The sequence below is a fragment of the Micromonospora sp. WMMC241 genome, assembly GCF_027460165.1.
Taxonomy (GTDB): domain Bacteria; phylum Actinomycetota; class Actinomycetes; order Mycobacteriales; family Micromonosporaceae; genus Micromonospora; species Micromonospora humi.
Window position 1 is genome coordinate 4,672,355 of the sequence record NZ_JAPZBF010000001.1, and the last position, 11,461, is coordinate 4,683,815.

Genomic DNA, 11,461 nt, shown 5'->3' on the forward strand with positions numbered 1-11,461 from the left:
ACCGGTCACCGCCGCCCGCCGACACGCCCGGGTTCGGCCGTCAGACACAATCAGCGGGTGTCCGAGCTGTCCGCCGCGTTCGTCCGGCTGCATGCCCGCCTCGCCCCGGTCGCGTTCGTCCCCGAGGTGCGGCTGCACCAGGCCGACGAGCCGATCGGCCTCTGGGAGCTGACCGAGGGCGAGTTCCGCAGCTCCCAGCCGCCGCCGTTCTGGGCCTTCGCCTGGGCCGGCGGGCAGGCGCTCGCCCGTTACGTGACCGACCACCCGGAGGTGGTCGCCGGCCGTCGGGTGCTCGACCTGGCCTCCGGCTCCGGCCTGGTCGCCATCGCCGCGGCCCGGGCCGGCGCGACCGCCGTCCGGGCCGTCGAGGTGGACGAGCGGGCCGTCGCGGCGGTCGCGCTCAACGCCGAGGCCAACGGGGTACGCGTCGACGCCGAACTCGGCGACGTCCTCGACTCCGACGCCGGGGACGCCGAGGTGGTGCTGGCCGGCGACGTCTTCTACAGCGAGGCGATGGCCCGGCGGATGCTGCGCTTCCTGCTGCGGGCCGCCCGCTCCGGCGCGCGGGTGCTGGTGGGCGACCCGGACCGGGCGTTCCTGCCCCGCGAGCGGTTCGGCGAACTCGCCGGCTACGACGTGCCGGTCTCCGAGGCGCTGGAGAGCGTCCGGGTCAAGCGCACCACGGTGTGGGAGCTGGACCCGAACCCGCCCGGCGCCCGGCGCGGTGAGGCGGGGGTGTGAGAAGGGGCCCCGCCTTACCAAAGTGGGGGTGGGTGGGTGGCTTTCGGCGGCGGTGGCACGCCAGTGGCGCCGCCTAGCGTCGGCGCATGATCACACTTCGTGGGTTGACGAAACGGTTCGGCGGGGTGACCGCGGTCGACGACCTGACCGTCGAGATACGCCCCGGCCAGGTGACCGGGTTCCTCGGCCCGAACGGCGCCGGCAAGTCCACCACCATGCGGATGGTGCTCGGCCTGGACCGGCCCACCGCCGGGGCGGCGCTTGTCGACGGCCGGGACTACCGCACCCTGCGCCACCCGCTCTACGAGGTCGGCGCGCTGCTCGACGCCACCGGCGTGCACCCGGCCCGCTCGGGCGCGGCCCACCTGCGGGCGATGGCGCGCAGCAACGGCGTACCGGCCCGGCGGGTGGCCGAGGTGCTCGACCTGGTCGGCCTGGACGCGCGTGCCGCCGGCAAGCCGGGCCGGGCGCTGTCGCTGGGCATGGGGCAGCGGCTCGGCATCGCCGGCGCGCTGCTCGGCGACCCGCCGGTGCTGCTGCTCGACGAGCCGGTCAACGGGCTCGACCCGGACGGGGTGCGGTGGATCCGCGGCTTCACCCGCAAGCTCGCCGACGAGGGCCGCACGGTGCTGATCTCCAGCCACCTGATGAGCGAGATGCAGCAGACCGCCGACCGGGTGGTGGTGCTCGGCCGCGGCCGGCTGGTGGCCGACTCGCCGCTGGCCGAGCTGATCGCCGCCCGGCCGGCAGCCTCGGTCCGGGTACGCGGGCCCGAGCCGGCCGCGCTCGCCGCGCTCGGTGACCGGCTGGCCGCCGAGGGGGCCACGGTCACCGCCGACGGGGACGGTCTGGCCGTGGCCGGGAGCACCGCCGGCCGGGTCGGCGACCTCGCGTACGAGCTGGGAGTGCGGCTGCACGAGCTGACAGCGGTCGCGCCCTCCCTGGAGGAGGCGTTCCTGGAACTGACCGCCGGCAGCGTCGAGTTCGCCGCCGGCCCGACCGGAGGTGTCACCCGATGACCACGCCGTCCACGCTGGACCGGTCCCGGCCGGCGCCCGCCGGCCACCCGCTCGCCGGCGCGGTGGCGGCCGAGTGGACCAAGCTCTGGTCGGTGCGCTCCACCTGGTGGACGCTCCTCGCGGCGCTGGTCACCATGGCGGCCACCGCCGCCCAGCTCGCCATCTACGCGGTGAACGCCAACACCGACGACGACCCGACCGTGAACCCGGGCGTGCTCGACGTCGGCGAGGTGGTGGCCGGCTCGCTGGAGCTGACCCAGTTCGTGGTGATCGGCCTCGGCCTGTTCGCGATCACCAGCGAGTTCGCCACCGGCACCATCCGCACCACGCTGCGCTGCACCCCGTCGCGGAGCCGGGTGCTCGCGGCCAAGGCGATAGTGGTCGGCGCGGTGACGTTCGGGGTCGGGCTGCTGCTCGGCGCCGTCGGCGCGGGGGTGGCCCGGCCGGTGCTGGGCGAATGGGGGCGGGCGCCGCTCGGCGCGACGGTGGCCGACGTGCTCGCCTGCGCCGCGTACCTGGCGCTGGTGGGCGTGCTGGCGCTCGGGCTGGCCGCGGCGCTGCGCGGCCCGGTGCTGACGCTGACCGTGCTCCTCGCGCTGCTCTACATCGTGCCGCTGTCGTTGCAGGAGCCGGACATCACCGTGCTCACCCGGATCGCGGACGCCTTTCCCGGTGTCGCCGGCACCCACTTCCTGGCCGGCGACACCGAGCCGTACCCGGCGGCCGTGGGGCTGCTGCTGCTCGCCGGCTGGACCGGCGCCGCGGTGGCGCTCGGCCGGTGGGCGCTGGCCCGGCGCGACGCCTGACCAGCCGGGCGGGGCTGGTCAGCCGGCGGGCGGGACCAGCCCCGCCTCGTACGCGAGGATCGCCGCCTGCACCCGGTTGCGCACGTCGAGCCGGGTGAAGACGCTGGTCAGGTAGCTCTTCACGGTGCCCTCGACCAGGTGCAGCCGGCGGGCGATCTCGGCGTTGGACAGGCCGGCCCCGACCAGCGCGAGCACCTCGCGCTCCCGATCGGTCAACCCGGACAGCCGGTCCCGCGCGGACGGGCCCCGGGCGAGCCGCCCGCCGCTCAGCTCGATCACCCGGCGGGCCACCCGGGGCGACAGGTACGCCCCGCCGTCGGCCACCGCGCGCACCCCGGCCAGCAGTTCCCTCGGGTCACCGGACTTCAGCAGGAAGCCGGCGGCGCCGTGGCCGAGCGCGCGGGCGATCAGGTCGTCGTCGCCGAACGTGGTGAGCATGACCGGCGCGGTCTCCGGCACCAGGCGGCGGATCTGCGCCGCCGCGTCGAGCCCGTCACAGCGGGGCATCCGGATGTCGAGCAGCGCCACCCGGGGCCGGTGCGCGCGCACGAGTTCCACCGCGGCGTGGCCGTCGCCCGCCTCGCCGACCACCTCGATGCCCGGGTCGGCGGCGAGGATCGCCCGCACCCCGGCGCGCACCATCGCCTCGTCGTCGGCGAGCACCACCCGCAGTGGGCGACCGTGGTCGTCGGTCATGACGCGATCCGCTCCTTGCTGACCAGTTTCCCGTCGCGGAAGCAGAGCCGCCAGGTCGGCTCCGCGAACGGGAAGTTGCCGTCGGTGTAGAACTCGCAGCCCGGGGCCGCTCCGGTGGCGGGCGGTTCGGCCTGCCGGCGGGGCAGTCCGAGCGTGTCGCGCTGCTCGCCCAGCCGCAGCCGGTCGTAGCCGGGTCGGTCCAGCACCGCGCCGGCCGTGGCGAGCGGGTAGTAGACCAGCGCGAGCGCCAGCGCCAGCCCGGCCGGCGCGCCGAACGCGACGAGCAGGCTGCGCCGCACCCGCCGCCGGGCCTCCCGCAGCCGCCGCGCCTCGACGCCGGACCGCCCACCGTCGTGCGGGTCGCCGCCGCCGTGCGGACCGCCGTCGCGCGGATCGCCGCCGTGCGGATCGCCGCCGTCATGCGGGTCGCCGCCGGGCCGCCGACCGTTGCGCGGTGGGCCGAGGCCGGCGACGGGCACCGGGGCGCCGCCGGGTCGGACCCCGTCCGACCGACGGCCGTCGGCCGGGGCGGGCGACCCGTCCCCGGGCAACGGAAGGCGGGCCGTGACCGCCCAACCGCCGTCGCACCCGCCGGCGTCCAGGGCGCCGCCGGCGAGGCGTACCCGCTCGCGCAGCGCCAGCAGGCCGGAGCCGTGCGACGCCGGCCCGGGCAGCGGACCGGCCGGGGCCGGCGGGTTTACCACCGCGACCGTGACCGCGTCGGCGGCGCGCGCCACGGTGACGGTGACCGGGGCGTCCGGCGCGTACCGGGCGGCGTTGGTCAATGCTTCCCGGACCACCCGGTGCACCGCGTGCGCGACCAGCGGCGGCAGGCCCACGTCGGCGGCCGCGTCGCCGGGCAGGTGCACGGTCATGCCGGCGTCACGGGCACCGTCGACCAGGTCGGCGACCGACTCGCCGGGCGGGCGCCGGGTGCGCTCCTCGCGCAGCACCCCGATCACCTCGTGCAGCCGCTCGGTGGCGGCGGCGACGCTGGCCCGCAGCTCCCCCGCCGCCGCCCGGTGCGCCGGCGACAACCCGGTCGCCAGCTCCAGCGCGCCCGCCCGCAACGCGATGAGGCTCAGGTCGTGGCCGAGCGAGTCGTGCATGTCCTGGGCGATGCGGGCCCGCTCGCGCAGACGTACCCGTTCCGCCTCGCTCCGCCGCTCCTGCGCGGCGTGCCGTCGCCCGGCCGCGGCAAGCGCCCGGTGCTGGCGCCGCAGCCGGCCCAGCAGCCAGGGGAACACGCCGGCGAAGAGCAGCACCGAGGCGAGCTGGAACCAGGTGGCCGGCTCGGTGCCGAGCAGGCCGAGGTTGAGCACGGTGCCGGTCACCGCGATGGCGGCGAACACTGCCGCCGCCGGGGCGGCGCGGGCACTGCGCAGCCCGGCCAGGTAGCCGAGGACCGGGATGGCGAACACCACGTTGCCGTCGACAAGGGAGCCGGCCACCACCGCCGACACCGCCGCGAGCGGCCACCGGCGGCTCACCGCCACCGCCACGCCGAGCAGCGCCAGCACGCCGACCAGCAGGGGCACCTCGTGCGACCGCCACGGCGGGGTGAGCCGGGCGTACGTCACCGGCGTCGCGAGCACGGCCCAGAGCAGCAGGTCACCGACCCGGCGACGGGCCGTCGGGGACAGCGGGCGCAGTTCCACGGCGGTCACGCTACCCACGCCGGCCGGGGCCGGACACCGACGAAGGTCAGGTGCTCAGCACGCCTTAACGGGCGGAAGGCGGCGTTAAAAGGGGCCCCCGCCTATACCGAATGCGTTAAGAAGGGGCCCCGCCTTACCGCTCAGCCGCTCTCCTCGGCCCAGGCCCGCCAGTCGTCGAGCACGCCGTAGAGGGCGGGGGTGAGCCAGCCGGGCGCGGAGCGGCGGAACACGCCCGGGTCCATTCCGCCGGCGCCGGCCGGCAGCGCGCCGAGCAGGTTCGGCACCAGCTCGGACAGGTTGAGCCAGTGCACCAGCTCCGCCTCGGCCGGCCAGGCGCCGATCACCACGCCGGCCGGTACGGCGCGTCGCTCCAGCGCCTCCAGCGTCAACGCGGTGTGGTTGAGCGTGCCCAGCCCGGCCCGCGCCACCACCACGGCCGGCGCGCCCAGCGACACCGCCAGGTCGGCGACCGTCCAGGGCTCGCCGGACGGGCGCAGCCCCATCGGTACGAGCAGCCCGCCGGCGCCCTCGACCAGCACCAGGTCGTGCTTGTCGGCCTCCTCGCGGATCGCGTCGACAGCGCTGTAGAGCTCCAGCGGCGGCAGCTCGGCGACCCGGGCCGCGGCCAGCGGGGCGAGCGGGTCCGGATAGCTCGCGAGCGTCCGGCCGGTGAGCGGGGCGGCCAGCCGGTTCACCGAGTCGACGTCGCCCGGCTCGCCGGTGGCCGTACCGGTCTGGCCCGGCTTGACCACCGCGACCCGCAGGCCGGCCGCCTGCGCGGCGGCGGCGATCGCGGCGGTCACCACGGTCTTGCCGACCTCGGTGTCGGTGCCGGTCACCAGCACCGCTCCGGTCCAGCCGTCGCTCACGGCGCCACCTCCACGATCACGTCCAGCGCCCGGTCGAAGGCCGCCCGGTCCACCCCGGCACCGACGGTCAGCCGCAGCCGGGAACGGCCGTCGGGCGTGGACGGCGGGCGGAAGCAGCCGACCGCCACGCCCCGCTCGCGGCAGGCGGCCGCCCAGGCGGTCGCCGCCTCCGGGCCGGGCGCGGTCACCGACACCACCGCCGCGTCGGGGGCGGAGACGGACAGCCCGGCCGCGCCGAGCCGGCGCACCGCGAGCGCCACCCGGTCGGCCAGCTCGGCGCGCACCGCGTCGCCGGCCCGGGCCAGCCGCACCGCGGCGTGCACCCCGGCCACCACGGCGGGCGGCGGCGCGGTGTCGAAGATGAACGTGCGGCCGGTCTCCACCAGGTGCCGGACGAACTCCGCCGGCCCGGCGACCACGCCACCGGCCCCGCCGAGCGCCTTGGACAGGGTCGCGGTGACCACCACGTCGGGCTCGCCGGCCAGCCCGGCGGCGGCCACCCCACCGGCCCCGGCCGGGCCGGTGACGCCGAGCGCGTGCGCGTCGTCGACGAGCAGCAGCGCGCCGTACCGCCGGGCCACCGCGTGCAGCTCGGCGAGCGGGGCCAGGTCGCCGTCGACGGAGAAGACCGACTCGGTCACCACCACGGCCGGGCGGCCCGGCGCGGCGGCCAGCGCGGCGGCCACCGCGGCCACGTCGCCGTGCGGCGTCACCAGCGTCTCGGCGCGCGAGATCCGGCAGCCGTCGATCAGCGAGGCGTGGTTGTGCGCGTCGGAGACGAGCAGCGTACGCGGCTGGGTCAGGCCCCGGACCGCGGCGAGGTTGGCCAGGTAGCCGGAGGAGAAGACGAGCGCCCGGTCGACGCCGAGCCAGTCGGCCAGCTCGTCCTCGAGCGCGTGGTGCAGGTCGGTGGAGCCGCGCACCAGGCGCGACCCGGTGGCGCCCAGCCCGTACCGGGACAGGGCCGCGGTGGCGGCGGCGGTGACCTCCGGGTGGGCGGCCAGACCGAGGTAGTCGTTGCCGGCCAGGTCGACCACGGCGTCGTCGGCGGCGCGCGGGCGCAGCGTACGGGTCAGGCCCGCCTCGGCGCGCAGTTCGGCGCTGCGGTCCAGGGCCGCCAGCCAGTCCGCCACCGCGCCGTCCCCTCCCACCGAACCTCTCGCCCGCCCGGGCGCTTCCGCGGGGCGAAGTTACCACCCGGCCATGCCGCCCCGGCGTGGCGCGGTGCCGGCTCGCCGGGTTAGGTTACGGCCATGCCAGAGATCCTCGACCAGGCCCGGACCCGGGTGCTGGAGAACGGCGTCGGCCTCGACGAAGCCGGCGTCCTCGCCGTGCTGAACCTGCCGGACGAGCACCTGCCCGCCGCCCTCCAGCTCGCCCACGAGGTGCGGATGCGCTGGTGCGGCCCAGAGGTCGAGGTGGAGGGCATCGTCTCGCTGAAGACCGGCGGCTGCCCGGAGGACTGCCACTTCTGCTCCCAGTCCGGTCTGTTCACCTCGCCGGTCCGCTCGGTCTGGCTGGACATCCCGGCGCTGGTCGAGGCCGCGAAGCAGACCGCGGCGACCGGGGCCAGCGAGTTCTGCATCGTGGCGGCCGTGCGCGGCCCGGACGCCCGGCTGATGAAGCAGATGCGTGACGGTGTGGCCGCCATCCGGGAGGCGGTCGACATCCAGGTCGCCGCGTCGCTCGGCATGCTCACCCAGGAGCAGGTCGACGAGCTGGTCGAGATGGGTGTGCACCGCTACAACCACAACCTGGAGACCTGCCGCTCCTACTTCCCGAACGTGGTCAGCACGCACTCGTGGGAGGAGCGGTGGGAGACGCTGCGGATGGTCCGCGAGTCCGGCATGGAGGTCTGCTGCGGCGGCATCCTCGGGCTCGGCGAGACGGTCGAGCAGCGGGCCGAGTTCGCCGCGCAGCTCGCCGAGCTGGACCCGCACGAGGTGCCGCTGAACTTCCTCAACCCGCGTCCCGGCACGCCGCTGGGCAACCGCCCGGTGGTCGAGGGCAAGGACGCGCTGCGGGCCATCGCCGCGTTCCGGCTGGCCATGCCGCGCACCATCCTGCGCTACGCGGGCGGGCGCGAGCTGACCCTCGGTGACCTCGGCACCCGCGACGGCCTGCTCGGCGGCATCAACGCGGTCATCGTCGGCAACTACCTGACGACGCTGGGCCGGCCGGCGACCGACGACCTGAAGCTGCTGACCGAGCTGAAGATGCCGGTGAAGGCGCTCTCCGCGACCCTGTGAGGCGATGGTGACCGAGCTGACCCGACCCGCCGCGCCGGCCGGCGGCGCGAGCCCGACCGGCCGCGTCGTGGCCGCCGACGGCGCCACGGCCGAGGCGCGCTGGTGCGACAGGTGCGGTGAGTCGGTGGCCGACGGCGCGCATGCGGCGTGCGCGGCCGCCCGGGCGCTGGAGCCGCCGCGCTGGTGCGCGGCCTGCCGCCGGCGGATGAAGGTGCAGGTCGTGCCGGCCGGCTGGTCGGCGGTCTGCGTCGAGCACGGCGAGCGGCGGGGCTGAGCGGTGCTGCGGGGACGGGCGGTGACGCTGCGGCCGGCGACGGACGCCGACGTGCCGGCCCTGGCCGCGATCCGGGCCACCCCGGAGGTACGCCGCTGGTGGCGCGGCGACGACGACCTGGCGGAGGCGGTCCGCGCCGACCTGGCCGACGACTCGCTGGCCGTCTACGTGATCGAGCACGACGACCGGCTGGTCGGCGCGATCCAGTGGTATGCCGAGACCGACCCGGACTACCGCCACGCCAGCCTGGACATCTTCCTCGACCCGGCGGCGCGCGGCTCCGGCCTGGGCGGGGACGCGATCCGCACGCTGGTGCGGCACCTCGCCGACGAGTACGGCCACCACCGGTTCACCATCGACCCGGCGGCGGCGAACACCGCCGCGATCCGCGCGTACGCGAAGGTGGGGTTCCGCCCGGTGGGCATCATGCGCCGCTACGAGCGCGGCGCCGACGGCCGCTGGCACGACGGCCTGCTGATGGATCTGCTCGTCGAGGATCTGCCCGACTGAGTCGGGCGTGCCCGGCACCGCAGGGTGCCGGGCACGTCCGGTCGGCTAGCGCTGGAGGGTCAGCACACCCGGCCGCCACGGCAGCAGGTTGTAGTCGCCGCCCGCGCTGGGGTTCTTGCCCTGGTACAGCATCTGCAGGTTGCAGGCGTCGACGGTCTTGGTCTGGTCGGGGTTGTTGCGGACCAGATCACCGTGGCTGATGTCGTTGGTCCACGTCGCGCCGCTGTTGGCCTTGCCGGCGAACGGGTTGCTCTCGGTGGCCGCGTTCGGGGTCCAGGTGCCGCCCAGGCTGGTGGCGGTGAAGGAGCGGAAGTACCGCCCCTGGCTCCCGATCGCCTCGACGAGCATCAGGTACTGGTTCTGGCCCTGCACCTTGTAGACCTCGACGCCCTCGAACAGGTTGTTGGTCGAGTCGGTCATGATCGTCGTGTAGTTCGAGCCGAAGCTGCCCGGGAAGTTCCCGAGCGGCATGCTCGACCGGTAGATCTTGCCGTTGTCGCCGGCGAAGAAGAGGTACATGTTCTGGTCGTCGCCGATGAGCGTCTGGTCGATCACGCCGTAGGGGGCGTCCGGGAGCGTGGCGGTGGAGAGCGTCTGTGCCGCGGACCACCCGTTGGCGTTGGTCGGGTCGCTCGACGTCTTGTAGCTGAACGACGTCGGTCCCCACTGGTACGCCAGCACCCAGATGTTCTTCGGGGCGAAGTAGAGCAGCGTGGGCGCCACGGTGCCCTGGCTCATCCCGGTCTGGCTGGCCGAGGCCATGTCGGACCAGTTGGTGAACAGGCCGAAGTTCATCGAGCCGTACTGTCCGCTGCTGTTGACGTTCGACGCGTAGACCAGGTGCTTGCCGTTGTAGACCACGTTGGTGAAGTCCTTGACCGAGACCCAGCCGTTCGCCGGGTTCGCCAGCGCGCCGGTCGACGACCACCGGTAGGTCGACGGGAGGGCGCAGCCGCTCGGCGGCGGCGTCGAGGTCGGCGTGGTGGTCGGCGTCGGGGTCGGCGTGGTGCCGCCGCCGAAGTCGGTCCGCCACTGCTGGTTGGTCTGCCCGTGGCAGTCGTACAGCTGGATCTGCTGGCCGTTGCCGGTGCCCCAGACGTCGAGGCAGCGGCCGGACTGCACGCCGCTGATGGTGCCGTTGGAGTTGATGTTCCACTGCTGGTTGGCCTGACCGTTGCAGTCCCAGATGATGATCCCGGTGCCGTTGGCGGTGCCCGCGCCGTTCGCGTCGAGGCACTTGCTGCCGTAGACCATCAGCTGCTTGCTCGACGTGTACGTCCACTGCTGGTTCGACTGGCTGTTGCAGTCGTAGAGCTGGACCCGGGTGCCGTTGGTCTGCGACGAGTTGGGCACGTCGACGCACCGGCCCGACTGCACCCCGACGATCCGGCCGGCGCCGCCGGACGGCGGCGGCGTGGTCGGCCCGGAGGTCGGGGTCGAGGTCGGGGTGCCGGTCGGCCCGGGGCCGGCGGCGTTGAGGGCGTTGAGGACCGAGGTGTACGCGGCCTTCTTGTTGCCGCCGCCGTCGAACAGCAGCGGGCTCTCACCCGAGCGCCACGAGTCGCTGTCGCGCACGCCCCACACCGTGATGCCGATGCAGCGGGGTACGTTCATGCAGGCCTGGGTGAGGCCGGCGTACTGGCTGGTGGAGGCGTTGGTGACGTCGGCCTCGGTGAGCGCCACGTCGACGCCGAGGGCGGCGAAGCTGGACAGCGTGGTCTGGAAGTTGCTCGGCAGCGAACTGCCGCCGGTGAAGTGGGTCTGCAGACCGACGCAGTCGATCGGCACGCCCCGGGACTTGAAGTCCTGGATCATCCGGTAGACGCCCTGCGTCTTGCCGTACGACCAGTTCTCGATGTTGTAGTCGTTGTAGCAGAGCTTGACCGACGGGTCGGCGGCCCGCGCGGTGCGGAACGCCACCTCGATCCAGTCGTTGCCGGTGCCCTGCAGGTTCGAGTTACGGCGACTGCCGTCCTCGTTGAACGCCTCGTTGACCACGTCCCACGCCGCGAGCTTGCCCTTGTAGTGGGCCATCACACCGTTGATGTGGTTGATCATCGCGTTGCGCAACGCGCTGCCGCTCAGGCGCTGCATCCAGCCCGGCTGCTGGGCATGCCAGGCCAGGGTGTGACCGCGGACCTTGAGGCCGCGCTGGGTCGCCCAGTTGTAGATCTGGTCGCCGGAGTTGAAGTTGAACTGGTTCTGGTTCGGCTCCGTCGCGTCCGGCTTCATCTCGTTCTCGGCCGTGATCATATTGAACTCACGCGCCGCGATCGTGCTGTAGGTCGAGTCGCCGAGCCGGCCCGCCGCGATCGCGGTGCCGAAGTAGCGGCCGGACTGCGCAGCCGCCGCGCCCAGCGTGCTCGCCGCGGCGTTCGCCGACGGCATCATCACCGCGACCGCGGCCACCGTCACGGCGCTGACCGCGCCGGCGAGCAGCGCCCGGACGGCGGGCGATCGCCGCCGCCACGTCACGCCGCGCGGAACGGATGGGTTCATTGCCACAGTGGCCTCCCTATTGGCCAACACCCGAGCCGTCTGGGCGAGGACGACTGGACGCCTGGGTCGAAACATTTACGTATTCCGATGCTTTCATCGGCCGGGCGTCCGGACAATATGTTTCGGAAAAGTTTCGGTCA

General features: G+C 74.6%; 11 protein-coding genes. 6 read left to right on the forward strand and 5 right to left on the reverse strand.

Features of this window, described 5'->3' with window-relative positions:
* The first annotated feature begins 57 nt into the window (after positions 1–57).
* The 3 genes from O7598_RS21055 (at position 58) to O7598_RS21065 (ending at position 2,566) form a co-directional block, all read left to right on the forward strand.
* Positions 58–741, forward strand: a complete 684-nt coding sequence (locus tag O7598_RS21055) for a class I SAM-dependent methyltransferase (RefSeq protein WP_269693033.1) — start codon at positions 58–60, stop codon at positions 739–741.
* An 86-nt stretch (positions 742–827) separates the two neighbouring features.
* Entirely contained in the window at positions 828–1,760 is a 933-nt protein-coding gene (locus tag O7598_RS21060; RefSeq protein ID WP_269693034.1) for an ABC transporter ATP-binding protein, read from the forward strand.
* The gene (locus O7598_RS21065; protein WP_269693035.1) at positions 1,757–2,566 is read left to right on the forward strand and encodes an ABC transporter permease; all 810 of its coding nucleotides are present in this window, start codon (positions 1,757–1,759) and stop codon (positions 2,564–2,566) included. The genes O7598_RS21060 and O7598_RS21065 overlap by 4 nt, the downstream gene beginning before the upstream one ends.
* A gap of 18 nt (positions 2,567–2,584) precedes the next feature.
* Here O7598_RS21065 and O7598_RS21070 read toward each other — a convergent pair whose 3' ends face one another.
* The 4 genes from O7598_RS21070 to O7598_RS21085 all read right to left on the reverse strand — a co-directional run bounded on the left by O7598_RS21070 (position 2,585) and on the right by O7598_RS21085 (position 6,922).
* Entirely contained in the window at positions 2,585–3,262 is a 678-nt protein-coding gene (locus O7598_RS21070) for a response regulator (protein WP_269693036.1), read from the reverse strand.
* The gene (locus O7598_RS21075; RefSeq protein ID WP_269693037.1) at positions 3,259–4,920 is read right to left on the reverse strand and encodes a sensor histidine kinase; all 1,662 of its coding nucleotides are present in this window, start codon (positions 4,918–4,920) and stop codon (positions 3,259–3,261) included. The genes O7598_RS21070 and O7598_RS21075 overlap by 4 nt, the downstream gene beginning before the upstream one ends.
* Positions 4,921–5,060: 140 nt before the next feature.
* Positions 5,061–5,765: a dethiobiotin synthase gene (gene bioD, locus O7598_RS21080; protein ID WP_091068426.1), complete on the reverse strand. Its 705-nt coding sequence runs from the start codon at positions 5,763–5,765 to the stop codon at positions 5,061–5,063.
* 20 nt (positions 5,766–5,785) lie between these two features.
* Positions 5,786–6,922: an 8-amino-7-oxononanoate synthase gene (locus O7598_RS21085; protein ID WP_269693038.1), complete on the reverse strand. Its 1,137-nt coding sequence runs from the start codon at positions 6,920–6,922 to the stop codon at positions 5,786–5,788.
* Positions 6,923–7,042: 120 nt separating this feature from the next.
* Between O7598_RS21085 and bioB the strand changes: the two genes are divergently transcribed.
* The 3 genes from bioB to O7598_RS21100 are packed head-to-tail and all read left to right on the forward strand — an operon-like array spanning position 7,043 to position 8,822.
* Positions 7,043–8,038: a biotin synthase BioB gene (gene bioB, locus O7598_RS21090; RefSeq protein WP_269693039.1), complete on the forward strand. Its 996-nt coding sequence runs from the start codon at positions 7,043–7,045 to the stop codon at positions 8,036–8,038.
* 4 nt (positions 8,039–8,042) lie between these two features.
* Complete coding sequence (gene bsaP / locus O7598_RS21095; RefSeq protein WP_442929877.1) at positions 8,043–8,312, forward strand: biotin synthase auxiliary protein BsaP; 270 nt, start codon at positions 8,043–8,045, stop codon at positions 8,310–8,312.
* Between the two features lie 3 nt (positions 8,313–8,315).
* Positions 8,316–8,822: a GNAT family N-acetyltransferase gene (locus tag O7598_RS21100; RefSeq protein ID WP_269693040.1), complete on the forward strand. Its 507-nt coding sequence runs from the start codon at positions 8,316–8,318 to the stop codon at positions 8,820–8,822.
* A gap of 45 nt (positions 8,823–8,867) precedes the next feature.
* On the opposite strand, the gene O7598_RS21105 is transcribed toward O7598_RS21100, so the two are convergent.
* A complete protein-coding gene (locus O7598_RS21105) occupies positions 8,868–11,327 on the reverse strand; it encodes a non-reducing end alpha-L-arabinofuranosidase family hydrolase (protein WP_269693041.1) in 2,460 nt (819 codons plus the stop codon).
* Positions 11,328–11,461 lie beyond the last annotated feature (134 nt).

Bases quoted from the DNA above. Each gene is read 5' to 3' on its own strand.
- O7598_RS21060 (WP_269693034.1), top strand. From the start codon at position 828: ATGATCACACTTCGTGGGTTGACGAAACGGTTCGGCGGGGTGACCGCG.
- O7598_RS21065 (WP_269693035.1), top strand. From the start codon at position 1,757: ATGACCACGCCGTCCACGCTGGACCGGTCCCGGCCGGCGCCCGCCGGC.
- O7598_RS21070 (WP_269693036.1), bottom strand. From the start codon at position 3,262: ATGACCGACGACCACGGTCGCCCACTGCGGGTGGTGCTCGCCGACGAC.
- bioB (WP_269693039.1), top strand. From the start codon at position 7,043: ATGCCAGAGATCCTCGACCAGGCCCGGACCCGGGTGCTGGAGAACGGC.
- bsaP (WP_442929877.1), top strand. From the start codon at position 8,043: ATGGTGACCGAGCTGACCCGACCCGCCGCGCCGGCCGGCGGCGCGAGC.